Origin of the sequence: Aquabacterium sp., from assembly GCF_050725395.1 — a bacterium.
Classification (GTDB): Bacteria; Pseudomonadota; Gammaproteobacteria; order Burkholderiales; family Burkholderiaceae_C; genus Aquabacterium.
Window position 1 is genome coordinate 33754 of sequence record NZ_JBOHHL010000005.1, and the last position, 25980, is coordinate 59733.

General features: G+C 61.7%; 21 protein-coding genes. 12 read left to right on the plus strand and 9 right to left on the minus strand.

Annotated elements, in window-relative coordinates; translation table 11 throughout:
- The first annotated feature begins 18 nt into the window (after positions 1 to 18).
- The gene (locus ACREB4_RS04900) at positions 19 to 1404 is read left to right on the plus strand and encodes a TAXI family TRAP transporter solute-binding subunit (RefSeq protein ID WP_431587078.1); all 1386 of its coding nucleotides are present in this window, start codon (positions 19 to 21) and stop codon (positions 1402 to 1404) included.
- Positions 1397 to 2887, plus strand: coding sequence for a M20 family peptidase (locus tag ACREB4_RS04905; protein ID WP_431587079.1), 1491 nt, complete (start codon positions 1397 to 1399; stop codon positions 2885 to 2887). Before ACREB4_RS04900 ends, ACREB4_RS04905 begins: the two co-directional genes overlap by 8 nt.
- Positions 2888 to 2950: 63 nt before the next feature.
- On the opposite strand, the gene ACREB4_RS04910 is transcribed toward ACREB4_RS04905, so the two are convergent.
- The gene (locus ACREB4_RS04910) at positions 2951 to 4471 is read right to left on the minus strand and encodes a Fic family protein (RefSeq protein ID WP_431587080.1); all 1521 of its coding nucleotides are present in this window, start codon (positions 4469 to 4471) and stop codon (positions 2951 to 2953) included.
- A 371-nt stretch (positions 4472 to 4842) separates the two neighbouring features.
- On the opposite strand from ACREB4_RS04910, the gene hsdR reads away from it, so the two are divergent.
- The 4 genes from hsdR (at position 4843) to ACREB4_RS04930 (ending at position 10887) form a co-directional block, all read left to right on the plus strand.
- Positions 4843 to 7233, plus strand: coding sequence for an EcoAI/FtnUII family type I restriction enzme subunit R (gene hsdR / locus ACREB4_RS04915; RefSeq protein WP_431587081.1), 2391 nt, complete (start codon positions 4843 to 4845; stop codon positions 7231 to 7233).
- Between the two features lie 65 nt (positions 7234 to 7298).
- The gene (locus tag ACREB4_RS04920) at positions 7299 to 8768 is read left to right on the plus strand and encodes an N-6 DNA methylase (protein WP_431587082.1); all 1470 of its coding nucleotides are present in this window, start codon (positions 7299 to 7301) and stop codon (positions 8766 to 8768) included.
- Positions 8765 to 10378: a restriction endonuclease subunit S gene (locus ACREB4_RS04925; protein WP_431587083.1), complete on the plus strand. Its 1614-nt coding sequence runs from the start codon at positions 8765 to 8767 to the stop codon at positions 10376 to 10378. The genes ACREB4_RS04920 and ACREB4_RS04925 overlap by 4 nt, the downstream gene beginning before the upstream one ends.
- Before the next feature lie 17 nt (positions 10379 to 10395).
- Complete coding sequence (locus tag ACREB4_RS04930; RefSeq protein WP_431587084.1) at positions 10396 to 10887, plus strand: hypothetical protein; 492 nt, start codon at positions 10396 to 10398, stop codon at positions 10885 to 10887.
- Positions 10888 to 10903: 16 nt separating this feature from the next.
- Here ACREB4_RS04930 and ACREB4_RS04935 read toward each other — a convergent pair whose 3' ends face one another.
- The 6 genes from ACREB4_RS04935 to dnaA all read right to left on the minus strand — a co-directional run bounded on the left by ACREB4_RS04935 (position 10904) and on the right by dnaA (position 19628).
- Positions 10904 to 11956 carry a helix-turn-helix domain-containing protein gene (locus tag ACREB4_RS04935; protein WP_431587085.1) on the minus strand — a complete coding sequence of 351 codons (1053 nt, stop codon included), beginning with the start codon at positions 11954 to 11956 and terminating at the stop codon, positions 10904 to 10906.
- Between the two features lie 72 nt (positions 11957 to 12028).
- Positions 12029 to 12913, minus strand: coding sequence for a hypothetical protein (locus ACREB4_RS04940; RefSeq protein ID WP_431587086.1), 885 nt, complete (start codon positions 12911 to 12913; stop codon positions 12029 to 12031).
- Positions 12914 to 13005: 92 nt separating this feature from the next.
- Entirely contained in the window at positions 13006 to 15570 is a 2565-nt protein-coding gene (gene gyrB, locus ACREB4_RS04945) for a DNA topoisomerase (ATP-hydrolyzing) subunit B (RefSeq protein WP_431587087.1), read from the minus strand.
- Between the two features lie 97 nt (positions 15571 to 15667).
- Positions 15668 to 16645 (minus strand): PEP-CTERM sorting domain-containing protein, encoded by a 978-nt coding sequence (locus ACREB4_RS04950; RefSeq protein ID WP_431587088.1) that lies wholly within the window; start codon positions 16643 to 16645, stop codon positions 15668 to 15670.
- An 88-nt stretch (positions 16646 to 16733) separates the two neighbouring features.
- Entirely contained in the window at positions 16734 to 17858 is a 1125-nt protein-coding gene (gene dnaN, locus ACREB4_RS04955; protein WP_431587089.1) for a DNA polymerase III subunit beta, read from the minus strand.
- Positions 17859 to 18104: 246 nt separating this feature from the next.
- Positions 18105 to 19628, minus strand: coding sequence for a chromosomal replication initiator protein DnaA (gene dnaA / locus ACREB4_RS04960; protein WP_431587090.1), 1524 nt, complete (start codon positions 19626 to 19628; stop codon positions 18105 to 18107).
- Between the two features lie 251 nt (positions 19629 to 19879).
- Between dnaA and rpmH the strand changes: the two genes are divergently transcribed.
- From rpmH to yidC, 4 genes are read left to right on the plus strand one after another with little or no spacing between them, the layout of a single operon-like run.
- Positions 19880 to 20014 carry a 50S ribosomal protein L34 gene (rpmH, locus tag ACREB4_RS04965; protein WP_230179871.1) on the plus strand — a complete coding sequence of 45 codons (135 nt, stop codon included), beginning with the start codon at positions 19880 to 19882 and terminating at the stop codon, positions 20012 to 20014.
- Positions 20015 to 20043: 29 nt separating this feature from the next.
- A complete protein-coding gene (locus ACREB4_RS04970; RefSeq protein WP_431587091.1) occupies positions 20044 to 20523 on the plus strand; it encodes a ribonuclease P protein component in 480 nt (159 codons plus the stop codon).
- Complete coding sequence (gene yidD, locus ACREB4_RS04975) at positions 20520 to 20819, plus strand: membrane protein insertion efficiency factor YidD (protein ID WP_431587092.1); 300 nt, start codon at positions 20520 to 20522, stop codon at positions 20817 to 20819. Before ACREB4_RS04970 ends, yidD begins: the two co-directional genes overlap by 4 nt.
- Positions 20816 to 22513 (plus strand): membrane protein insertase YidC, encoded by a 1698-nt coding sequence (yidC, locus tag ACREB4_RS04980; RefSeq protein WP_431587093.1) that lies wholly within the window; start codon positions 20816 to 20818, stop codon positions 22511 to 22513. Before yidD ends, yidC begins: the two co-directional genes overlap by 4 nt.
- Before the next feature lie 95 nt (positions 22514 to 22608).
- Here yidC and ACREB4_RS04985 read toward each other — a convergent pair whose 3' ends face one another.
- Both ACREB4_RS04985 and ACREB4_RS04990 read right to left on the minus strand, forming a co-directional pair.
- Entirely contained in the window at positions 22609 to 22737 is a 129-nt protein-coding gene (locus ACREB4_RS04985) for a hypothetical protein (protein ID WP_431587094.1), read from the minus strand.
- Between the two features lie 106 nt (positions 22738 to 22843).
- Positions 22844 to 23842, minus strand: coding sequence for a sterol desaturase family protein (locus ACREB4_RS04990; protein WP_431587095.1), 999 nt, complete (start codon positions 23840 to 23842; stop codon positions 22844 to 22846).
- Positions 23843 to 23969: 127 nt separating this feature from the next.
- Here ACREB4_RS04990 and mnmE point away from each other — a divergent pair, with 127 nt between their 5' ends.
- Both mnmE and ACREB4_RS05000 read left to right on the plus strand, forming a co-directional pair.
- Complete coding sequence (gene mnmE, locus ACREB4_RS04995; protein ID WP_431587096.1) at positions 23970 to 25403, plus strand: tRNA uridine-5-carboxymethylaminomethyl(34) synthesis GTPase MnmE; 1434 nt, start codon at positions 23970 to 23972, stop codon at positions 25401 to 25403.
- A 109-nt stretch (positions 25404 to 25512) separates the two neighbouring features.
- Positions 25513 to 25980, plus strand: coding sequence for a cyclic nucleotide-binding domain-containing protein (locus ACREB4_RS05000; RefSeq protein ID WP_230179878.1), 468 nt, complete (start codon positions 25513 to 25515; stop codon positions 25978 to 25980).

Consider the following 25980-nt stretch of genomic DNA (forward strand, 5'->3'; position numbering starts at 1 on the left):
CATGGCATACAGTTGGCCATGACCAAACACCTCAAACAAGCCTTGCTCCTGGCCCTGCTGTCGGTGCGCGACATGCTGGCCTCCGCCGGCCCCGTGCTGCTGCTGGCCCTCGGCCTGCTGGCCGCCGCCTACTGGTGGCTGGACCCGCAACCCCCGCGCACCGTCACCCTGGCCACCGGGTCGGCCGGCAGCGTCTACGCCGAGTTCGGCCAGCGCTATGCCCAGGCCCTGGCGCGCGAGGGCATCCGCGTGCAACTGCTCACCACCGAAGGCCCGGCCGGCAACCTGCAAGCCCTGCGCGAAGGCCGTGCCGACGTGGCCTTCGTGCGCGGTGGCAGCGCCGACATGAGCAACGATGCCCACGCCGGCATCATGTCGCTGGGCGCACTGTTCTACGAACCTTTGTGGCTGTTCTACCGTCCCGCCGCGCTCAAGGGCACGGACAAGCGCACCGCCCCCGATGCCCGGCTGACCTCGCTGACCCAGTTGCGCGGCCTGCGCGTCAACATGGACCAGGCCGGCAGCGGCGCGTCCGACCTGATGGACCGGCTGCTGCAAGCCAATGGCCTGATGTCCAACGAGATCATCATCCGGCAGATGGCCCCGGAAGCCGCCGCGCAAGCCCTGCAAGACGGCCAGCTGGACGCCCTGGTGCTGGTGACCGCGCCCGAATCCCCCGTGGTGCAACGCCTGGTGCAACAACCCGGCATCGCGCTAGCCGAGTTGCCGCAGGCCGATGCCCTGGCCCGGCGCTTCCCCTTCTTGCAAACGGTGACGCTGCCACGCGGCATGGTGCACCTGGCCCGTGACCTGCCGCCCGAGGACATCGGGCTGCTGGCGGCCACCACGGCGCTGCTCACGCGCGAGGACACGCACCCCGCCTTGCGCCAGCTCTTCGCGCAAACGGCCCAGCAAGTCCATGGCGACTCCGGCTGGTTCAACGGCCCGCGCGACTTTCCAAACACGCGGACCAGCGAGCTGCCCGTGAGCCCCGAGGGTGATCGCGCCATCAATGGCACGCCGCCCATCTACCAGCGCTACCTGCCGTTCTGGGCCAGCAACCTGCTTGAGCGGATGTGGCTGGTCATCGGTGGTTTGATCGTGCTGTTGCTGCCGCTGTCACGCGTGGTGCCGCCGCTGTACACCTACCGGGTGAGGCGGCGGGTGTTCCGCTGGTACGAGCGGCTTCGTCAGGTGGAGGCGCAGATGGAAGAGGGCGACGCCGACACCAGCGAATTGCTGAACGAGCTGGATGAGCTGGACCGGGTGGCGGCGCAGATCACGGTGCCGCTCGCACACGCGGATGAGTTGTATGCGCTGCGGAACAACATTGAGCGCACGCGCAGGCGCTTATTGGCACGGGGCAGTGTTCCGCAACTGGCAAAGCAGATGAACCATGGTTGACATTCAATCCCACCAACCCTCCCTGGTCCGGCGCATCCTCTGGCTGTTGGCCGGGCTGTTGTTGAGCTTGGCCTTGATCCTGGCCTGGCAAACCTGGCGCTTCCCTTCACGGCAAATCCAGGTCGAACCCCGGCCGGGCGTGGCGGTCGATGCAGCAGCGGCCGCACAGCGTCTGAGCGCCGCTGTTCAGTTGCACACCGTGTGGTCGGCCACCGATGCCAACACGGCCGCCTTCGAAGCCCTGCGCCAACTGATCCAGACCAGCTACCCCGCCGCACACGCCACCTTGACGCGACAGGTCATCGGCAAGCACGCCTTGCTCTACACCTGGCCGGGCACGGACCCACAGGCCAAACCCATCGCCTTGCTGGCCCACCAGGACGTGGTGTCCGTGGCGCCGGGCACCGACAAAGACTGGCAAGTGCCGCCCTTCTCGGGCGCGGTCGAAGGCGGCTTCATCTGGGGCCGCGGCACCTGGGACGACAAGTCCAGCGTGATGGCGATCATGGAAGCGGTCGAATCGTTGGTGAAGGCTGGGTTCACGCCGCGCCAGACCATCTATCTGCTGTTCAACGCCGATGAGGAAGTGGGTGGCGACGAAGGCGCCGCGCAGGTGGCCAAGCAGTGGCGCGAGCAGGGCATCAAGCTCGATTTTCTGCTGGACGAAGGCATGGTGATCACGCACGGCCTGGTGCCCGGCGTGAAGGCGCCGGTGGCCTTGGTGGGCATGTCGCAAAAGGGCTACCTCACGCTCAAGCTCACCGCCAAAGGGCAACCGGGGCACTCCAGCCAACCGCCCAAGCGCCATGCGATCGGTGTGCTGGCCGAGGCCTTGCAGCGTCTGGATGCGAAGCCCTTGCCTGGCCGCCTGCAAGGCCTGCCGCGCGAGATGATGGAGTCCGTGGCGGCTGAGGCGAGCGGCCCGATGCGCGTGGTGCTGAGCAACCTGTGGCTCACGCGGCCTTTGGTGGAGCGTGAGCTGGCCAAGACGCCGGCGGCTGACGCCATGCTGCGGACCACGGCCGTGCCGACCATCTTGAAGGCCGGTGAGCTGGAGAATGTGGTGCCTGGTGTGGCGACGGTCACCATCAACTATCGGCTGCTGCCGGGCGATACCAGCGAGGCCGTGATTCGGCATGTGCAGCAGGTGGTGGAAGGGTTGGACGTGAGCGTGGAGCGGCAGGCCAAGGGAGCGGAGGCTGCACCGGTTTCAAGCACTGATTCGAAGGCGTATCGGGCGCTGGCGCAGAGTCTGCGGGAGTTGCAGCCAGGCACTGTGGTGGCGCCGGGGCTGTTGATTGGCGGGACGGATTCCATTCACTTTGCGGACCTGGCGGAGACCATCTTGCGGTTTCGGCCGATTCATGTGACAGCGCAGGACTTGCCGCGCATCCATGGGACGGATGAGCGGATTGGCTTGGCGGGGTATGCGGAGATGATTCAGTTTTATGAGCGGCTGCTGCGGAATATCAATTACCCCTGAACGTCATGAGGTTTGATTCGATTTCTTGATGCAGTGCCAACGTCTATTCCATGTGAATGGTGCTCAGTTTTCTTCTTGATCTTCGTCTTCGTTGTCCAGCAGCTGGCCCTGCATGGCCCGGCTCACCGCTTGTTCAATGGCGTCCAGCACATGTGCTTGCACCCGCTCCGCATAGCGTTTGCGCCGGTTGTTGGACAGCGTGCCGCCATTCTGGAAGATGGCCACGATCAAATGGGCCAAGTCGCTGCCGCGAAGGTCATGGTGCTCGTTGATGTGGCGCTTCACGCGGTCGAACAGGCCCAGAAACTCCACCTCCTGGCGCATGTGCGTGTCCAGCGACGCTTCGGCCATGGCCAATGTGAACGTAGCCGCTTCGCTCAGGTCCATGTAGCGGAACCAAGTGTCAGCCTCGGGGGCCCATTCATAGGTGTAGTGTTCATCGCCGCCCCAGTTCACCTTGCACAGTTGGCGCGCCGGCTTGCTGAAGGTGGTGAGCGCGTGCAGGTAGTCGGCCTCGTGCTTTTTCATGGCCACCGAGATGGGCAACAGGAACTGTGGCGGCAAGCGGCCTGATTGGCCCAGGCAATGGTGGATCAGGTAGCGTGACAGGCGCCCATTGCCATCCATGAACGGATGGATGAAAACGAACGCGAATGACACCACGGCGGCGAGCACCAGAGGATCCAGCTCAGCGGTGCGTTGGTTGGCCAAGCGCATCAACCCATTCATCAGGGCCACGGCCAGTTCGGGCTCGGGCGGCACGTAGGTGACCCCTGCGGCACCGGGCACATCCCTTTGCAGGCGGTTCTGCTCGGTGCGAAATTGAACGGCTTGGTCAAAAGGGTTGGAGATGGCGGCGTTTTGCAACTCCACCAGCCAGTCTTCGGTGAGCGGGCGCTGCTCATGGGCGCGTCGCAGCAAGGCGGCAAACAGCGCGGTCTTGTCTGCGGTAGGTGCTTCGCCCTCAATGGCAAAGGAGCCCTCGGTCTCGCTCAGGTAGGCCCAGGTCAGGGCCCGCTCCAGCATGGCCTCGCCCACGGATTCGGCAAAGGCCTGGGCTTGGCCCAGGATGTCCTTGCCAATGAGCGCCATCAGCGCCGGGGTTTTGCGCACCACCGGGCAAAAGTTCAGGTCACCCAGGCCATTGAACTCGATGCGCCAGCGGGCATCACGCTGGGCAGGGCCCACAAAGTAGTGGGCCGGATCAAACAAGGGAGCGTAGGCCGACGCCACACCGGGGTCACCCAGGCCCGGCAGCCGTTGCTGATGCCAGGCTTCCCACAGGTGGCCCAGCTTGCGGCCATAAATGCTGTTGGGCATGGCTTGCACTAAGGCCACCAGCTCTGCCGGAGGGATGCGCCGCAGGGCGCTCACCAGCAGATCCAGCCGGACGCCCTCGTGCTTGAGGGCAAACAGGGCTTGCTGCAACAAGGTGGGCTCTGGCGCCAGCTTGTGCGGCACCAGGGTGGCGCCATCCCCCAGGCGCTCGATGCGGTTGACGGACGCCAGGCGAGCGCGCTGCTTGCCCAAGAAATCCGGGGCACCCACTGCCGTCTGAATCCAGGCGTAGCCAATGTCACTCATGTCAGCAGAGGCCTCTTGGGCAGAAAATCTTCAGATTCAAAGAATTATCATCAGAAACGAGTGCCCTAACAACTTTTTCTTCAGAACAACGGCCGCCACAGGCCAAGCGCACGTCAGCCTGTGGGATTCGCAGAAAAAATCTTCAGCGCCACCACTTTTCTTTCAGAGGCAAGTATCTCTGCAACTTTCTACCCAGGCCGCCTCCCGCGTGAACTCGGCCAGCGAGCGGAGTCAGTGCCGAAGACACCGAACCAGCCCGCAGCCTTCGATACCAAGCTGGCCTTCTTGACAGGGATGGCAAAATTGGGGCATCCACCCTCTGTTTTGTGCATTTGGGTGATCAGAATTCACCAGGGTGAGCAGTCGGCGGTATGGATAAAAAATCACTGTCCGAGCGGGACATCTGCACCAAGTTCATCACACCAGCCATCGTGCAGGCTGGTTGGGACATCCAAAAGCAGGTGCGCGAAGAGTTCAGCTTCACCAAGGGCCGCATCATGGTGCGAGGCAAGCTGCACACACGCGGCAAGGCCCGCCGCGCCGACTTCATCCTGTACCACCAGCTCAATCTGCCCCTGGCCGTCATTGAGGCCAAGGACAACAAGCATTCAATCGGCGCAGGCATGCAACAGGCCTTGGACTACGCCGATGCGCTGGACGTGCCCTTTGTGTTCGCAAGCAATGGCGATGGCTTCCTGTTTCACGACCGCACGGGCACAGGCGCCCAGGTTGAAACCGAACTGAACCTCGACCAGTTCCCCAGCCCGGAAGAACTTTGGCAACGCTATTGCCAATGGAGGGGCCTGGATGCCGCCGCCAGCGCCAAGGTCGAAGCGCCGTATTACGACGACGGCTCCGGCCGCGTGCCGCGCTACTACCAAATGAACGCCATCAACCGCACGGTTGAAGCGGTGGCCCGTGGCCAAAACCGCGTGCTGCTGGTGATGGCCACCGGCACGGGCAAGACCTACACGGCCTTCCAGATCATCTGGCGCCTTTGGAAGTCACGCCAGAAGAAGCGCATCCTGTTCCTGGCTGACCGCAACATCTTGGTGGACCAGACCAAGAACAACGACTTCAAGCCCTTTGGCGCGGCGATGACCAAGATCAGCAAGCGCCAGATCGACACGTCTTACGAGATCTACCTCTCCTTGTACCAAGCCGTATCGGGCAATGAAGAAGACAAGAACATCTACAAGCAGTTCTCACGCGACTTCTTTGACCTCATCGTCATTGACGAATGCCACCGTGGCAGTGCCGCTGAAGACTCGGCCTGGCGCGAGATCCTGGATTACTTTTCCAGCGCCACGCATGTCGGCCTGACCGCCACGCCCAAGGAGACCAAAGAGGTTTCCAGCATCCATTACTTTGGCGAGCCGGTGTACAGCTACACCCTAAAGCAAGGCATTGAGGATGGCTTCTTGGCGCCCTACAAGGTGGTGCGCATTGACCTGGACAAAGACCTCGAAGGCTGGCGCCCCACCAAAGGCATGGTCGACAAGAACGGCGAGGTCATCGAAGACCGCATCTACAACCTCAAGGACATGGACCGCCAGTTGGTGCTGGAAGCCCGCACCCAGGTTGTGGCCCAAAGAATCACCGCCTTCCTCAAAGCATCTGACCCCTTCCAAAAGACCATCGTCTTTTGCGATGACATCGACCATGCAGAGCGCATGCGCCAGGCCCTGGTCAACCTCAACCCCGAGCGCGTGAAGGAAAGCCGCAAGTACGTCATGCGCATCACGGGCGATGAGCAAGAAGGCAAGGCGGAGCTGGACAACTTCATCAACCCCGAATCACGCTACCCGGTGATCGCCACCACCAGCAAGCTGATGACCACGGGTGTGGACGCGCAGACCTGCAAGCTCGTGGTGCTGGACCAGCACATCAAGTCGATGACCGAGTTCAAGCAGATCATCGGGCGCGGCACCCGCATCAATGAGGACTACGGTAAGTTCTGGTTCACCATCATGGACTTCAAGAAGGCCACCGAGCTGTTTGCCGACAAGGAATTCGATGGTGAGCCCGTGCAGATCTACCAGCCAGGCCCTGGTGACTCTCCCGTGCCGCCAGATGACAACCCTGATGACACCACACAACCGGGCGACACAAGCGGCTTGCCTGGCACGACGGGTGATGGCGACGATTTCCCCCCAAGCGATCCTGACGGCGGTGGAGGCGAAGGTGGCAAGCGCATCAAGTACGTCGTGGCCGATGTGCCCGTGTATGTAGTGGCCGAGCGCGTGCAGTACTACGGCACCGATGGCAAGCTGATCACCGAATCACTGCGTGACTACACCCGTGCCTGCGTCAAAAAGCAATTTGGCTCGCTGGATGCCTTCCTGCGCCGCTGGACGGACGCCGATCAAAAGACCGCCATCATCGAAGAGCTGGCCAACCAAGGCGTGCTCTGGGAAGCTTTGCAAGAAGAAGTGGAAGCCAAGCTGGGCAAGCCACTGGACCCATTCGATCTGGTGTGCCACGTGGCCTTTGATCAGCCGCCCCTGTCGCGCAAAGAGCGGGCCGAGAACGTCAAGAAGCGCAATTACTTTGCCAAGTACCAAGGCGCTGCGCGGCAAGTGCTGGAGGCCTTGTTGGACAAGTACGCTGACACTGGCATCGCAAACATTGAAGACATCAAAATCCTTCAACTCGATCCATTCAGCAAGCTTGGCTCACCCATTGAAATCGTCAAGGCCTTCGGTGGCAAGGCGGGCTATACCCAAGCCCTTGCCGAGCTTGAAAAGAACCTTTACGCCTGACCTCGATCAATCCCTTCCACTTGCCGTCTGAAACGGCCAGCATCGATTCCATTTAAGGCTAATTCGTGTCCATCAGCAGTTCCATCAAGTCCATCCAAGACATCATGCGCAAAGACGTGGGTGTCGATGGTGATGCCCAGCGCATTGGTCAGCTCGTCTGGCTGCTTTTCCTGAAGATCTTTGACGACCGCGAAATGGAATGGGAGCTGCTGGACGACCACTACAAGTCGCCGCTCCCCGAGAAATACCGCTGGCGCGACTGGGCCGCAGACCCTGAAGGCATGACAGGCGAAGAGCTAAAGAGCTTCATCGACAACGAGCTGTTCCCTGGCCTGCAGAACCTCGACGCCAACGCGCGCAAGCCCGCCGCTTATGTGGTGCGCAGCGTGTTCGAAGACGCCTACAACTACATGAAGTCTGGTCAGTTGATCCGCCAGGTGATCAACAAGATCCAGGTGGGCGTGGATTTCAACAGGGCGCAAGAGCGCCACGCCTTTGGCGACATGTACGAGCAACTGCTGCGCGACTTGCAAAACGCTGGCAACGCGGGCGAGTTCTACACCCCACGCCCTGTGACCGAGTTCATGGTGCGCATGGTGGACCCGAAGCTGAGCGAGAAGGTGATGGACCCGGCCTGCGGCACCGGCGGCTTCCTGACCTGCACCATCGAGCACAAGCGCGAGCGCTATGTGAAGACAGCAGAAGACGAGCGTACCCTGCAAGTCAGCATCCATGGCGTGGAGAAGAAGCCGCTGCCCCACCTGCTGGCCACCACCAACATGTTCTTGCACGGCATTGAGGTGCCCAACCAGATCAGGCACGACAACACTTTGGCGCGCCCCCTTATCAGCTGGGGCCCTAAAGAGCGAGTGGACTGCATCGTGGCCAACCCGCCCTTTGGTGGCATGGAAGAAGACGGCATCGAGACCAACTTCCCCGCCGCCTTCCGCACCCGTGAAACGGCCGACCTGTTTCTGGTGCTGATCATGCACTTGCTGAAAGACGGTGGCCGCGCCGCTGTGGTGCTGCCAGATGGCTTCTTGTTTGGCGAAGGCATCAAGAGCCGCATCAAGGAAAAGCTGCTGACCGAGTGCGACTTGCATACCGTGGTGCGCCTGCCCAATGGCGTGTTCAACCCCTACACGGGCATCAAGACCAACCTGCTGTTTTTCACCAAGGGGCGACCTACGCGCGAGGTGTGGTTTTACGAACACCAATACCCGGCAGGCGTGAAGAACTACAGCAAGACGCGGCCCATGCGCGTGGAAGAGTTCAAGGTGGAAGAGGCCTGGTGGGGCAGCGAGGCCGATGGCTTTGCCAGCCGCCAGGCTAACGAGTTTGCCTGGAAGGTCAGCCTGGAGGAGATCAAGGCCCGCAACTGGAACCTCGATTGCAAGAACCCGCATGTGGGCGAGCAAGTGAACCATGACCCGGCTGAGTTGCTGGCGGCTTTTGCGAAGAAGCAGGAAGGCATTGCCCAATTGCGTGAGCAGTTGAAGGCTGCGCTGGCCGAGGCCTTGGAGCGTGACGCATGACGGCGCTGGTGACGAGGCACTTGCCTTTGGTAGCAGATGCGCCGGATGGCATTAAGAAGCTGCGGGCGTTGATTCTGGAGCTGGCTGTGCGGGGCAAACTGGTTCCACAAGACGCGATGGATGGTTTCGCAAACTCTCATTTAGAAGAGGCAGAGTATTCCGGCAAGCAGATTCATTTTGATGGCCCATTTTGTCTGCCTAAAACTTGGAAGTGGGTTCGTTTAGGTGACACATTGGATATGGTCAATGGGCGAGCGTTCAAGCCAACAGAGTGGATCTCGTCTGGATTGCCCATAGTTCGAATTCAGAATCTGAATCGCCCAGATGCGGAATTCAACTTTTGTGATGAGGTCACCGTCGCATCTCGGCATGTTATTGATACCGGAACATTGCTGATAAGTTGGTCTGGGACGCCGGGGACATCGTTTGGTGCGTTTATCTGGAATCGCGGAAGAGCCGCACTCAATCAGCACATCTTCTCCTGCATCCAAAAGCGAGCATCGTTTTTCGATAGATTCCTGCAAGTTGCGATCAATACCCGCCTTGAGGAGCTCATAGCAAAGGCTCATGGCGGCGTAGGACTTCAGCATGTGACCAAGGGCAAGCTGGAAGCTCTGACACTAGCTCTTCCGCCTTTGAAAGAGCAGCATCGCATCGTCGCCAAAGTCGACGAACTGATGGCCCTGTGCGACCGGCTGGAAGCCGATCAGGCCGATGCCGAAGCGGCCCACGTCCAGCTCGTGCAAGCCCTGCTGGACAGCCTCACCCAAGCCACTGACGCCGCAGACTTCCGCGCAAGCTGGCAACGCCTGTCCGAGCACTTCCACACCCTCTTCACCACCGAGGCCAGCATTGATGCCCTCAAGCAGACGGTGTTGCAGTTGGCGGTGGGTGGTGCCCTTGTTGATTGCGATGTTGCGGGCATGCCAGCGTCTGCTCTACTTGACCAAATTGGTTTGACTGAAGGCCATGCTATTCGACCAGCAGAACCGCTATGGCACACCCCGGAATCATGGCGATGGGCTCAGCTTGGCTCGGTCCTGTCTGGGGGTTTGCAGAATGGTATTTCGCCAAAGCCAGTGCCCTTCGAAACATCCGTGCGCTGTCTGACTCTGGGCGCTACGACCCGTGGGCGATTCAACGGGACTTGCTTCAAGCACGTTGAGTTGGATGCTTGCGTCGTGCCCAAGTACCTACTCAAGTCGGGTGACCTCTTGGTGCAGCGAGCGAACTCTATTGACTATGTTGGCGTCAGTGCCGTCTATGACGCTGCTGACGATCAGTACATCTATCCGGACTTGATGATGCGGATGCGCGTCTCAAGTCTGATGTCGCTTAGGTTTGTTCACCTATGCTTGTCATCTTTGGGTTGCAGGGCCTACATGCGTAGCAAGGCAACTGGAACACAGGGCAACATGCCGAAGATCAACCAGGGTACCGTCGGAGGCGTTCCAATTCCCGTCCCGCAACTAGAGGTTCAACATCGCATCGTCGCCAAAGTCGATGAACTGATGGCCCTGTGCGATCAACTCAAGGTCCATCTGGCAGATGCTCGCCAGCAACACGCTCAACTCGCCACCGTGCTCGTCGAGCAAGCCGTTGCTGCCTAAAACCTCCCCGTCACTCCATGCCCCAGCGCGTCTACATAAGCGACACTAACATCTGGATCGACTTCGGTCGCGCCGGATTGCTTGATGCGCTGTTCGCGTTGCCCTTCACCTTCGTGAGCACCGACTTCGTGGTGAACGAGTTGAGCCATCCAGATCCTGATGGTCTGGTCGCGCGCGGCCTGGTTGTGCTGGGCCTCAGCGAGGCCGAGGTTAACGACCTGTTTGGCCTGATGGTCGAACACGGCAACAGTTCGCTGGCCGATGTGTCTTGCTACCTAGTGGCCAAAGCACAGGGGCATCCTCTGCTCACGGGTGACGGCCGTCTACGCAAACAGGCCATCAAAGACGGGCTGCAGGTACACGGCGCCTTATGGCTGTTGGATCAGCTGGTCACACATGCCGTGATCAAGCCCGCCAGAGCTGCTGATGCGCTTCAAACCATGTTGACGGAAGGTGCTCGTCTGCCACAGCACGAATGCGACGTGCGCATGGCCAATTGGCGTGAATGACTGACGATAGCCCCGCTCAGTGAGGCAGGTGGGTCAGGCCAGGGTCCAGCTCAGCCACCGGGCATTGCATCAACTCAGCGGCCCGAGACAGGCTGATCAAGTCTTCAGCCAAAGCCCGGTACACCAATGACTCAAAGCGGCGCGGGCGCTCAGGGCGCAAGGGTTCAGGCTCGCTCTTGCGCCAACCATTCGCGCTGAACTGGATGTTCATGCCTTGATAGCCAGCATCGGTGATCAGGTTCAGGTCTTTCAGGCGGCGCAAAGCCAAGGCCATGGAGATGCCGTGGCGGCGCTTGGCATTCAACAGTTCAACGGCCAGCACGCGGCTGCGGTGGTGGGCACCAAACTCGGCAAGCACCTTGGCTTGTGGGTACAAGAAGGCCCCTGCAAAGCGGTTGCAGCAGGCTTCCTTGTCTTTCTCTGGCATGTCTTCAGGCAACGCCATCACCCAGTGTCCCAGCTCATGCGCGGCCGTGAAGCGCAAGCGCTCGCCAGGGCGGTTCTGGTTTAAGGCGATCAGCACATGGCTTTCGTCTTCGGTGGCCGCACAGGCGCCATCAAAGCCGTCTTGCTCGTCCAGCAACGCCACTTTGATGCCGTGCTCTTCCAGCAGTTCAGTCAGGTGGGCAATGGCGTCACCACCCAAGTTCCAACGCGCACGCAAGGTTTCCGCCGCGTGCTCTGCCTCAGCCGTGCTATGCACCTGCATCGATCTTGAGGGCTCCATGGTGGCTGGTTCGCCGTCTACCTCGAAGCAACGCTCCAGGCTGATGTAGCGCTCAAGGTGGTCGCGCATCTGCTCACCCACCTGGTGTTGACGCTTCTGCGGCATGCTGGCCAGCTTGCGAAACTCCAGCGGGGCCAGCTGCACCGCATCAGGCCGGAAGAAGTACTCCGGCTTGACCTCCAGGGCCTTGGCCAACTGCAAAAGGCGAGCGGAGTTCGGGGTGGCATCCCCTTTTTCAAATTTGTTCAGCCCTTGTTTGCTGATATCGCCAACGCGCTGCGCGACGGCCTCCAGACTTAGCCCCCGCAACAAGCGCGCACGACGGATCCGGTCGTGAATCATCTTGTGCTCCTGTTAGTTGACAAAGTTTAGTTCATATTGTCTTTTGTCAACCAAAGGTTAGGCTTGTTTTTGTCAGGGATTCCCTTGAATGGGTGGGTGTAATTCACCGCTACGCATAGACTTGTCGAACCACAACGCATCCTTGAGGTCAACGCCGATCAAGCGCTTCCTGGCTTCACGCCACACGGTCTGGTGATATGGCGTCATGGCCGCGTCATCACCAGATGCAGGCACCCATTCGATGATGCGACAACCTCTTCGCCCTTTGTCAATGAACTCGGGTGCAAGCAAGCCCCCCTCTTCAAACTGCTTGATGAACTTTCTATCCACTTCATGTCCACAAGACGTGACGTTGAGCGACTCCGCGATCGTCATCAAGCACAAGAGGTCCATCGCACAAGGCTGATGGTCAAAGTGCCACCCCTCGCTCATCACCCAATACCTGCTCAAAGCTCGTTGATCTATTTCACCAAAGCATTCTTCCAGCACAACAACGAACGCTCCAGATGCACCTTGAAGGTCGGATGCTGAATGCTCCATGAGCACATGGAGCAGCATGGTTCTGCCATCAACCGCTGCTGAACGCTCTTTCAACCACGCGTGCATCCGCTGAGGCCGCTTGTAAACATGCACTGGCTCATGGGGATGTCGCTGCACTCCATCGAGCCAGGCGCGAGACACGCAAAACGTTTCGCTGGCCCAATCCAGCAACGCCGGAGTCAATACGGCCTTCAGCTTGTCAGCACTTGAAAATGCAGTCATCGGAATGGCGAACTGCGGAGGCAAGATCCGAACGATTTGTTGACGCGGTATCTCATGACGTTCAAACAGCATCAGCATTCGCTGCGCCTGAGAGTGAACAACGTCTTGCCTGTCGGACCACCAACTCTTGACCTTAGCGATGCCTTCCACACCTTGCTTCAAGGCACTGATGACCCCAGTGATGTACTCGATCAAGCTTGCTCCCTTGTTTTGTTAACGCCCATCCCATTAATGGAAAACGCCCGGACGGTGCCGGGCGTTTTTACATCAACAAGTGTTCGACCAGGTCAAACGTCAATATTCGCCGCCCGCAGCGCATTGCTCTCAATAAACTCCCTGCGCGGCTCAACCTCATCCCCCATCAGCATCACAAAAACCCGATCAGCCTCGATCGCATCTTCAATCTGCACGCGCAGCAGCCGCCGCACGGTCGGGTCCATCGTGGTCTCCCACAACTGCGCCGGGTTCATCTCGCCCAGCCCCTTGTAGCGCTGGCGCCCCACGGTGTTCTCGGCCTGTCCAATCAGCCACGCCATGGCCTCACGGAAGTCCTTCACGCGCGCTTCCTTCTGGCGATCGCCTTCCCCACGCTTCACCACCGAATCAGCGCCCAGCAGCCCATTGAAGGTCGTGCCAGCCGTGCTCAAGGCCGCGTAATCAGCCCCATGCATGAAGTCAGCTGTGATGATGCTGCTCTTCACATTGCCGTGGTAAATGCGGCTGATGCGCAGCACATGCTTGTCGGTGCGCTCATCAAACTCGGCGGTCACTTCGGCATCGTGCAGCCCGGCCTTCAAGGCCACGGCGCTGGCCTCGGCCTGCTCCAGGGTGTCCAGGTTCAGGGTCAGGCCATTGGCCATGGCGCGCAGGGCGTCCACGTCCATCCACTTGCTCAAACGGTTGACCACGTCATTGGCCAGCACATAGGCCTTGGCCAGTTCCACCAAAGGCTCGCCGCTGATGGCAGGCTTGCCGGCGCCAGGTTCGATCAAGGCCGTGTCCAGCGCCACCTTCATCAGGTAGGTGTCCAGGTCGTGCGCATCCTTCAGGTACTGCTCGTGCTTGCCATGCTTGACCTTGTACAGCGGCGGTTGCGCGATGTAGATGTGCCCACGCTCCACCAGCTCGGGCATCTGCCGGAAGAAGAAGGTCAGCAGCAGGGTGCGGATGTGCGCGCCGTCCACGTCGGCGTCGGTCATGATGATGATGCGGTGGTAGCGCAGCTTGTCCGGGTTGAAGTCGTCGGTGCCGCCGCCCTTGCCAATGCCGGTGCCCAAGGCCGTGATCAGCGTGATGATTTCATTGCTGGTCAGCAGCTTTTCGTAGCGGGCTTTTTCCACGTTCAGGATCTTGCCGCGCAGGGGCAGGATCGCCTGGAACTTGCGGTCGCGGCCCTGCTTGGCAGAGCCACCGGCGGAGTCACCCTCCACGATGTAGATCTCGCACATCGCCGGGTCTTTTTCCTGGCAGTCGGCCAACTTGCCGGGCAGGCCCATGCCATCGAGCACGCCCTTGCGGCGCGTCATTTCACGGGCCTTGCGGGCAGCCTCACGCGCACGCGCGGCTTCCACGATCTTGCCGCAGATGATCTTGGCGTCGATGGGGTTCTCGAGCAGCCAGTCGGTCAGCAAGCGCGACACGATGTCTTCAACGGGCGCACGCACTTCCGACGACACCAGCTTGTCTTTCGTCTGGCTGCTGAACTTGGGCTCGGGCACCTTGACGGACACCACGCAGGCCAGGCCTTCGCGCATGTCGTCGCCGGCCACTTCCACCTTGGCCTTCTTGGCCAGCTCGTTGTCTTCGATGTACTTGTTGATGACGCGGGTCATCGCGGCGCGCAGGCCGGTCAGGTGGGTGCCACCATCCCGCTGGGGGATGTTGTTGGTGAAGCAGAGCACGTTCTCGTTGTAGCTCTCGTTCCACTGCATGGCCACCTCGACACCCACGTTGGTGCCGAACTCGGACACCTTGTCGCCCTGCGCGTGGAACACGTTGGGGTTGAGGATCTTCTTGCCGTTGTTGATGTATTCAACGAAGCCCTTGACCCCGCCGATGTAGGCGAAGTTGTCTTCCTTGTTGTTGCGCTCGTCGATCAGGCGGATCTTCACGCCGTTGTTCAAGAACGAGAGTTCGCGCAGGCGCTTGGCCAGGATCTCGTAGTGAAAATCAATGTTGTTGAAGATCTCGTCGTCGGGCAGGAAGTGCACTTCGGTGCCGCGCTTCTCCGTCTCACCGGTGATGCGCAGGGGGCTGACTTCAACCTGGCCGCCTTTGCCGTCGTCGCGCATTTCCAGCAGGCGGTCTTGCGGGATGCCTTGCTTGAATTCGATCAGGTGGGCCTTGCCATCGCGGCGCACCGTCAGGCGCAACCACTTGCTGAGCGCGTTCACGCAGCTCACGCCCACGCCGTGCAGGCCGCCCGACACCTTGTAGCTGTTCTGGTTGAACTTGCCGCCGGCGTGCAACTCGGTCAGGGCGATTTCAGCAGCCGAGCGCTTGGGCTCGTGCTTGTCGTCCATCTTCACCCCGGTGGGGATGCCGCGGCCGTTGTCGGTCACGCTGATGGAGTTGTCGGTGTGGATGGTCACGACGATGTCGTCGCAATGGCCAGCCAGGGCTTCGTCGATGGAGTTGTCGACCACCTCGAACACCAGGTGGTGCAGGCCGGTGCCATCGGACGTGTCGCCGATGTACATGCCGGGGCGTTTGCGAACGGCTTCCAGGCCTTCCAGGATCTGGATGCTGCCCTCGCCATAACCGGCCGAGATCTGCGCTTCGGTTTGTGGCACGACGATGGGGTCGGGCGTGACGTCAAATTGCTGCACGGGAATCAGAGGGGTGTCGCTCATGGGAGGCCCAGAAAAGGAAAGAGCCCGGACAAGGTGGTCCGAGCTCCCCATTTTACCGTTTTTCACCCCTCGAATCCGGGGTGTTTCACGGGGGAAATCAGGCGCGGCGGGCCCTGCTGCCGCGCCAGGCGATCAAACCCAGTCCCATCCCCATCAAGGCGAAAGTGCCGGGTTCGGGAATGCCAGGCACCTGGGGCACTTCGGGCACCAATGCAGGCGTGAACGACAGCGAGTTCTGGCTTCCGACGTACAGCGAGAACACGCCACCACGCTCTTCCGCGCTGGCGTTGGCCACCTGGATGCTGAAGGACTGCTGCAGGCTGTCTGCCAGCAGTTCACCTTCACCGATCACGAAGCCGTTCTGGTTGACGCCCTGGTGCGCCTCGACCGACACGTCGGCACCATCTTTGAGTTCGGGCTGGAAATCCCCGGTGACGGACGAGAAACCGGCATTGGCCAGCAGTTCCACCGTGACCGAAGCGTAGCTGTCCAGCTGCAAACCGTAGGCATTGTCTTTCGCGCCTTGCAGCAGGGAGCCTTGTCCCAGCTGGGTCAGGTCCACCTGGGTCGAGACCTGTGCGTTGCCTTCGACCACCAGGGCGGTGTGGGGCGACAGCGTCCAGCTGAACCCGCCATCGGGGAAGGGGATGCCTTCTTGCACACCGCCGCCGTAGGCCGTGAACACCACCGCGCCGTTGTAGTAAACGCCGTTGTAGGCGGTGCTGGTGTCGACCACCAGGTCCTGAACGTTCAGGCTGTTCAACTGCGCCGAGGTGCGGAAGTTGCCGTCATTCGAGGCCAGCAGTCCCGGGCCGGACACGGTCTCGGGGGGCGCACTGAAGGCATCGCCCGCCGGAAGGCGGATCTGCGGGTTGTAGTTCTCGTCGGTGCCCACCACCAGGTAGTTCTGGTTGAAGTTGATCCATGGCGTGATGCCATCGTTCAAGTCCAGATCGACCAGTTTGTAGCTCAAACCCGTGAGGGTGGTCGAGGCACTGCTCAACGGGGCCGCCTGGGCGCCAGCGCACAAGGCGCATGCCAGGGCGATGGTTGGGATGGGAAATGCGCGTTTCATGGAAACTCCCTCTGAAATTAGTGCGCAGAGGGTACTTCAAGGCCACCCGAGGACAAACCACCCGTTTGAATGGTCTTCGATCAATGTGTCATATGCGCATCGGCATCACGACGTACTTGAAACCTTCGATTTCCGGGTTGGTGATCAGCGCCGAACTGTTGCTGTCGTGCAGCGACACGGTCACCATGTCCTGGCTCATGTTGGCCAGCACGTCCATCAGGTAGCCCACGTTGAAACCGATCTCGAAGGCGTCGCCGCCGTAATCGATTTCAAGTTCTTCCTTGGCCTCTTCCTGCTCGGCATTGCTGGAGGCGATGCCCAGGGTGCCCGGCGACACATTCAGGCGCACGCCCTTGAACTTCTCGCTGGTCAGGATGGCGGCGCGTTGCAGGCTTGACAACAGCGTGGCGCGGCCCAGGGTGATGTGGTTCTTGTGGTTCTTGGGGATGACGCGGTTGTAGTCGGGGAACTTGCCCTCGACCAGCTTGGTCACGAACTCCAGGCCCCCGAAGTTGAACTTGGCCTGGTTGCCGGCGAAGCGCATCTCGATCTGCTGCTCTTCTTCGGCACCCTTGGCGTCGTCCTTCAGCAGGCGTTGCAGCTCCAGCACCGTCTTGCGCGGCAGGATGACTTCCTGCTTGGGCATCTCGACTTCGAGCGTGGCTTGCGCCAGGGCCAGCCGGTGGCCATCGGTGGCGACCAGGGTCAAGGTCTTGCCTTCGGCGACGAACAAGATGCCGTTGAGGTAGTAGCGGATGTCGTGCACCGCCATTGAGAAGTGCACCTGGCCGATCAGGCTCTTGAGCGTCTTTTGCGGCACGCTGAAGGCGGGTCCGAAATCGACGGCCTCTTGCACGAGGGGGAAGTCTTCGGCAGGCAGGGTCTGCAGGGTGAAGCGGCTCTTGCCGGCTTGCAGCGTCAGCTTGGCCTGGTTGGCGGTGAGTGAAACGAGTTGGTCGCTGGGCAGGCTCTTGAGGATGTCGATCAGTTTCTTGGCCCCGACGGTGACGGCGTAGTTGCCATCGTCCCCATCGAGTTGGGCTGCTGTGCGGACTTGGATTTCGAGGTCGCTGGTGGTGAATTCGACCGAGCCGCCCGTTTTGCGGATCAGCACGTTGGCCAAGATGGGCAGAGTATGGCGACGTTCGACGATACCGGCAACCACCTGCAGGGCTGAGAGAACTTTTTCTTGAGCTGCTTTCAACACAATCATTTCAGTCTTTCAAATTGGTCGTCGTAGTAGAGGGCCGCATTTTTTGTGAACAACGCTATTTTGTCTTGTTCCATCAATGGTTTAGACCAAGGACAAGCCTGTGGGTAGCACTGGCGGCGTTTTGGGGACAACAGACAACAACTTTGGAAAAAGCCCAGGGCCTGTGGATAAGCAGGTGCTTGTCCTTTATTTATCCACAACCTTGTTGGCTTGACATTCTCCACTGCTTCGGCGTTGCTTCCCGTGTCAGCCTTTGAGCGTCTGTTCGAGCACGTGCAATTGCTGGTTCAGTTCGGAGTCCTTGCCCCGCTCGCCGCCGATCTTGCGCACGGCGTGCAGCACCGTGGTGTGGTCGCGGCCACCGAAGAGCTCGCCGATCTCGGGCAGGCTCTTTTGCGTCAGTTCCTTGGCCAGGTACATGGCGATCTGGCGTGGGCGGGCGATGCTGGCCGGGCGCTTCTTGCTGTACATGTCGGCCACCTTGATCTTGTAGAAGTCGGCCACCGTTTTCTGGATGTTCTCGACGCTGATCTGGCGGTTCTGGATGGACAGCAGGTCCTTGAGCGACTCGCGGGCCAGGGCGATGGTGATTTCTTTGTGGTTGAACTTGGCGAAGGCCAGCACCTTGCGCAGCGCGCCTTCGAGCTCGCGCACATTGGCGCGCACGTTCTTGGCGATGAAGAAGGCCACGTCTTCCGGCATCGTGATCGCTTCGAGGTCGGCCTTCTTGATCAGGATGGCGACGCGCATTTCCAGCTCGGGCGGCTCGATGGCCACGGTCAGGCCGGCATCGAAGCGCGAGGTCAGGCGTTCATCGATGTTGACCAGGCCCTTGGGGTAGGTGTCGCTGGTCATGATGATGTGCGCCTTCTTGGCCAGCAGGGCTTCGAAGGCGTTGAAGAATTCTTCCTGGGTGCGGTCCTTGCCGGCGAAGAACTGCACATCGTCGATCAGCAACAGGTCGAGCTGGTGGTACTTGGCCTTCAGTTCGTCAAACGTCTTGCGCTGGTAGTTCTTGACCACGTCGGAAATGAACTGCTCGGCGTGCAGGTAGAGGATGCGCGCGTCGGGCTTGTCGGCCAGCAAGGCGTTGCCCACGGCGTTCATCAGGTGGGTCTTGCCCAGGCCGACGCCGCCGTAGATGAACAGCGGGTTGTACATGTGGCCTGGGGCGCCGGCCACGTGCAGGGCGGCGGTGCGGGCCATCTGGTTGGCGCGGCCGGGCACCAGGGTGTCGAAGGTGAGGGCCGGGTTCAGGCCCATGACCTGCGGGTGGGCGCGTTGGGTGTTTTCTTGAAGGCGCTGGGGCTGTTGATAACCTGGGCCGTGGCTGGCTGGGCCCTGCGTCATGTGGCCGCCGCTTTGGCCGCCGTTGTAAGGCTGGTAGCCCCCTGGTGTGGCATTGGCCGGCAGGCTCAGACCGGTGGGGCTGCCCATGCCGGGCATGGCCATGGCGGGTCGGGGGGCCGCGGCGCGCACGGCCAGGGCCAGGTCGACCTTGACGGGGCCGCCGGTCAACTCGCCGACGATGGCCTCGAGGCGGGCACTGTACTGGGTGCGGATCCAATCCAGCATGAAGCGGTTGGCCACGCGCACGCTGACCACGGTGTGGCCGTCTTGGAGGCTGATGTCGGCCGGCGGCAGAGGCCGGATCCAGGTGTTGAACTGCTGCTCGGGCAGCTCGGTGGCCAGGCGCTCGCAACTGCGTTGCCACAGACTCGACAGGTCGGCGGAGGGGTGGCTGGCGGCGCTGGATTCAAACGCACTCATGGGTGTGGACAAGTCCTGAAGTGGGCCGGCAATTCTACGTGCGACCGGCGCCTTCCAACACAGGTTATCCACAGATTTTTACCCAGGGTTGTCCAGGTGGGGCGCGGCACCCCTGAGCCCAGGGCATTGACCAAAGCCTCAAGTTTTGCTGTAATCGCGGGTTCGACCGGCCACAGGCTGGAAATCCTTGCGCGGCAATTGCATCGCCAAGGTAAAAAACTTGCAAATTAATTGCAGAAGAAGGATTGATCATGAAGCGTACTTACCAGCCCTCGAAGACCCGCCGCGCCCGCACCCACGGTTTCCTGGTCCGCATGAAGACCAAGGGTGGCCGCAAGGTCATCAACGCACGCCGCGCCAAGGGCCGCGCTCGCCTGGCTGTCTAAGCTGTCGCAGGCCTGGCTCGGACACCCCTGTGCCTGGGCCCAGCCTGAAAGCCGCCGAGTTTCAGAAGGCACTGGGCACCCGCCCAGTGGCGCGCACGGTTCATTTTGTGCTGCACCACCTGCCACACACCGAGGCCAAGCCGGCTGAACCGCCGGAGTTGTCAACAGCCCCAGGCCCACAGCCTGTGGGGGGTGTGGATGAGTCCTCCGTTCCCCTGGAGTTGCCAGACTGGCGACTCGGCTTGGTGCTGCCTAAAAAACTGGCACGCCGCTCGGTGACCCGCTCCTTGTTGCGGCACCAGGCGCGCGCCGCTGCGGCCCGCCATGCGCCGCAGATCGCCAGCACCGCCTGGGCACCCCAGCATCCCTCCGATGCCTGGGTGTTGCGCCTGCGCGCGCCTTTCGACCGCCAACAGTTTCCCAGTGCCGCTTCAGAAGCGCTGAACCGCGTGGTTCGCCTGGAGCTGGACACCTTGTGGGCGGCGCTGTGCGCCAAATCCCGGCCATGATCATCTTTCGGTGGCTCAGGTCTGGGATACTCGCGGTGCTCCTGGCCCTGGTCAAGGGTTACCGGTTTTTCCTGAGCCCCTGGTTGGGCTCGGCTTGCCGTTTCACCCCCACCTGTTCCCTGTACGCCTTGCAGGCGCTTGAGCGCCATGGCCCGGCGGCGGGCACTTACCTGGCGGCGCGGCGCCTCGTGCGCTGCCACCCGGGTTGTCCAGGTGGGCATGATCCCGTGCCGGAACGGCGCGTGGGGCTGTTTTCTTTCTCTTCCAACATTCCGTCAGACCAAGCTCACCCATGAATGATTTGCGTCGCACCCTGTTGTGGTCGGTGTTTGCCGTCTCACTGTTGATGATGTGGGATGGTTGGTTGCGCCACACCGGCCAGCCTTCCCTGTTCGCGCCGCCCGCGCCTCAAGCCACCGCCGCGGCCGAGCCCCAGGGCGCCGGCAGTGGTGCGGCCAGCCTGCCCAAGGCCGTGGCCACGCCGGGCACGGCCGCCGCTGCGGCCACCGCACCGGGTGTGGCCGCGTCGGGGCCGGCCCAGCATGAACTGGTGACCTTCACCACCGACGTGGCCAAGGTCACGCTGGACACGCAAGGTGGCGACGTGGTCAAGGTCGAGTTGCTCAAGCACCTGGACCAGGACGATGCCAGCAAGAACATGGTCGTGCTGGACCAGACCCCCAGCCACACCTACGTGGCACAAACCGGTCTGATCGGTGGCGGCAGCGCCGAGCGCCTGCCCACGCACCTGACCCCCATGACCATCCTGACGCCGGAGCGCACGCTGGCCAATGGCGCCGACGCCCTGGTGGTCAAGCTGGAATCGGCCCCGGTCGATGGCGTGAAGCTGATCAAGACCTACACCTTCAAGCGTGGCGACTACGCCATCGGCGTGAAGCAGGACGTGGTCAATGGTTCCGCCGCGACGGTGCACCCGCAGCTCTACCTGCAACTGACCCGCGATGGCAAGCAGCCCGTGCAGGCTGGCCCCAGCTTCTTGATGGGCCCCACCGCCTACACCGGCCCGGCCATCTACTCGGCCAAGTCCAAGTACCAGAAGGTGGACTTCAAGCACTTGGACGAGAAGACCGCCGAGTTCGAGAAGAACGACACCCACGGCTGGGTGGCGATGGTGCAGCACTACTTCGCCTCGGCCTGGTTGCACAACGACGCCGCAGAACGCACCTTCTTCGTCGACAAGACGGGCCCCAACCTGTACCGCACCGGCATGCTCTTCCCGCTGGGCGACCTGGCGGCTGGCCAGACCAAGTCTTTCGACGCGGTCCTGTTCGTCGGCCCGCAAGAAGAAAACAAGCTGTCGGTCCTGGCCCCGGGCCTGGAACTGGTGAAGGACTACGGTTGGCAGCGCGTGCTGGCCGAGCCCTTGTTCTGGCTGCTGGATCAGCTGCACAAGCTGATCGGCAACTGGGGCTGGGCGATCGTGGCCCTGGTGGTGTTGCTCAAGGCGGCCTTTTACTGGCTGAACGCCAAGGCCTACCAATCGATGGCCAAGATGAAGGCGCTGAACCCGCGCATCCAGGCCATGCGCGAAAGCCTGAAGGACAACCCGCAGCAGATGCAGCAGGAAATGCTGAAGATCTACCGCGAAGAGAAGGTCAACCCGATCGGCGGTTGCCTCCCCATCCTGATCCAGATCCCGGTGTTCATCTCGCTGTATTCGGTGCTGCTGTCCAGCGTCGAAATGCGCAACGCGCCCTGGATCGGCTGGATCCACGACCTGTCGGTCAAGGACCCCTTCTTCGTGCTGCCCGCGCTGATGACGGCCTCGACCCTGTTGCAGACCTGGCTGAACCCCACGCCACCTGATCCTGTCCAGGCCAAGATGATGTGGATCATGCCGATGCTGTTCTCGGTGATGTTCTTCTTCTTCCCCTCAGGCTTGGTGCTGTACTGGCTGACCAACAACATCCTGTCGATCGCCCAGCAGTGGATGATCAACCGGAAGATCGAAGCCGCGGCCGGGAAGTAGAAACGGCCCTTGCTTGAAAAAGCCGCCTGGTCACGACACCAAGGCGGCTTTTTTGTGGGCGTTTACTTGGCTGACTGCCTGCTGGCTGTGCGGGCTCAGTCGCCCGTGTGGCGGTTGAGGATCATGGCCGAGGCGAAGATGGCGGCCAGGGCCAATGGCCACAAGGATGGCTCACGCACCGTGCTGCTGCTGAACATCAGCCATTCGTTGAGGATGTGCATCATGACCCGACTCCCGTTTTGGCGACCACGCTGTGGCCTGAGTCGCCATGGTCAGAGAGCACCGTGACAGCACGATGACGCGGGGCTTGGTCCGCGGGTGGGGCCTTTGTCAGGCCGTGACGCTGTCCCCGGCGTTGTCCTGCGCGGGGGTGACCGGCGTGGCCACCGTGGCCGTCGGCCGTGGGTTGGTGGACGTGGGCGGGATGTGCGCCAGGGGGTCGTCGGCCAGTTGCCGGGCCTTCATGCGCTTCCAGGTCAAAGGCACGAAGAGCTGGCCGAAGAAGTGGTGGACGGGGTAGTGGTTCTCGTTGAACAGGCCCATTTTGGCGGGGCGCTTCTGGCCGCGCGGCTTGTACACGAAGGTGCCGAAAAGGTGGTCCCACAGCATGAAGACGCTGAAGTTCTTGGCCTCGTCGATCTTGTCGGAGTGGTGCCAGCGGTGCACTTCGTTCGTGCCGATGACGTAGTTCAGCACGCCGAACTTGAAGTCGACGTTCATGTGGGTGATCGTGGCCAGGATGCTGCCGATCACGCCGCTCATGATGAAGGCCTCCTGGCTGACACCGGTCTGGAAGACGACGAAGGCGGGCACGATGCGGCGCCAGATCAGGTCGACCGGGTGGGTGCGGCTGGCGTTGACCACGCTGAGGCGGTGGGCGCTGTGGTGCACGCTGTGCATGCGCCAGAAAAAATCGACCTCGTGCGCCATGCGGTGCGTGACGTAGAACATGAAGTCGAACACGAGGTAGGAAATGGCGACCTGGGCAGCGAAAGGCAGGTGGCGCGCGGCCAGGTGTTCGCCTAGGATGCCGTAGTGGAAGAGCAGGCCCGACCCCGTGGCCGCGATCAGCGCGTGGGTGAGCACGTTCTGCAGACCGGACACGGCGAACATGGCGCCGTTGTTGAGCGCGTCGGTGAAGACCTCGTTCTTTTCGAATTGGTTGGCCTGCTCTGGCCAGACATACTGCAAGGCCGTGCAGAGCAGGTAATAGGGGATCAGGTAATAAGTCGCGACCTTGCCGGCGTCGAAATCGAAGGCGAGCACCGAGATGATGCCGCCCGCGACGGCACCGAACAGAAAGCCCCAACTGGCCAGGATTTTGAACACGACGAGACCCCATGAACTGCGCGTGATAGACCGGGCGAGTTTATGACGGGGAGCGTTTCATGGGCAGAGGGGCTTCCCCAGGAGGGACAATCGGTCTTTTCCCGTGTGTGAGAAAGTGAACAGCAGCATGTCGTGGACGGATCGCAGCAGTCCCATCGTGGCCGTGGCCACCGCACCAGGCCGGGGCGCGGTGGGCATCGTGCGGGTGTCGGGCCGGGGCCTGGCGCCTTTGGCGCGGGCCTTGTGCGGCCGCGAGCTGGCCCCTCGGCAGGCCACCTACGGCCCGATTCGCGACGCGAAAGGCGAGGCCATCGACCATGGGCTGGCGATTTTCTTCCCCGGACCGAACAGCTTCACGGGCGAGGACGTCCTGGAATTGCAGGCTCACGGGGGCCCGGTGGTGCTGCAGCTGTTGCTGGCGCGCTGCCTGGAAGCGGCGCGCGAACCGGTGGTGGGCGAAGACGGCCCGCAGCGCCTGCCCGGCCTGCGCGTGGCCGAACCCGGCGAGTTCACGCAACGGGCTTTCCTGAACGACAAGATCGACCTGGCCCAGGCCGAGGCCATCGCCGACCTGATCGACGCCAGCACCGAGGCCGCGGCGCGTTCGGCCACGCGTTCGCTGGGCGGGGCGTTTTCGAAAGAGATCGAAGCCCTGCGCGACCAGCTCATCAACCTGCGCATGCTGGTCGAGGCCACCCTGGATTTTCCGGAAGAAGAAATTGATTTCCTGGAAAAGGCCGATGCGCGTGGTCGCTTGAACCGGGTGGCCGCCACCTTGGACAGGGTCTTGCAGCAGGCGAAGCAGGGCGCCCTGCTGCGCGAGGGCCTGCAGGTGGTGCTGGCCGGCCAGCCCAACGCGGGCAAGAGTTCACTGCTCAATGCGCTGGCCGGGGCCGAACTGGCCATCGTCACGCCGATCGCCGGCACCACGCGGGACAAGGTGAGCCAGACCATCCAGATCGAAGGCGTGCCCTTGCACTTGATCGACACGGCCGGCTTGCGCGCCGAACACGAGGCCAGTGACGAGGTGGAGCGCATCGGCATGGCGCGCAGTTGGGAGGCCATTGCCCAGGCCGACGCGGTGCTGTTCCTGCACGACCTGACGCGCAGCCAGGAGGCGGCCTATGCGCAAGCCGACGTCGACATCGCGGGCAAGTTGCCGGGAAGCGTGCCGGTGATCCACGTGTTCAACAAGGCGGACAGCGTGGCGGTGGGCAACTTGCAAACTTTGGCGCATGAGCCCGAGGGCCCGGTGCTGGCCTTGTCGGCCAAGACCGGCGATGGCCTGGAGGCCTTGCGCCGCCTGCTGCTGGAGCAGGCCGGCTGGCAGGCCGCGCCGGAGGGCGTGTTCATCGCCCGGCAGCGGCACGTGCAAGCCTTGCGCCTGGCGCGCGAACACCTGGAACAGGCTCGAGCGCATGCGGCGATGGCGGACGGCGCGCTGGATTTGCTGGCCGAAGAGCTGCGACTGGCCCACAACGCCCTGGGCGCGATCACGGGTGCTTTCACCCCGGATGACCTGCTGGGTGAGATCTTTACCCGGTTTTGCATCGGCAAGTGACGGCCCACTGGCCAGCAAGCAGGGGTTGCTGCGAAATAGCCACCACGAGCCCGTCTGGATCGTATAAATTTGGGCGATTGTGCGCTGCAGCGCAACCTTTGAGGAAACGATGGAAGTCACTGAACTGGTTCAGGCCATCCAGACTCTGAACACCGAAGATGTGTTTCGGCCCCGTCTGGATGCCCAGCAATGGCGGACGTTTTGCCAGTACCTGACCCGGCACGAATTGCGTTCTGGCGACCTGCTGGTCAAGCAAGGTGACCACGACCGCACGGTCTATTTTCTGGGACAGGGTTCCTTGCAGGTGTTCGTGACCGGTGGCGTGCCAGGTGCCGCGCGCATCGCCATCTTGAGGCCAGGATCGATGTGCGGCGAGCCCGGGCTGTTCGCCGACACCCCGCGCATGGCCAACATCGAGGCCATGACGGCCTGCGTGATTTTCGCCTTGCGCCTGCAGCGGTTTGAAGAGTTGATCGCCCGCGTGCCGGGCGTGGCCGTTGAAGTGATGCGCGCGGCCGGGGGCGTCATGGCCACCCGGATGCGCGCCAATCTGCAGCGCCAGGTGCCGTCGGCCTGA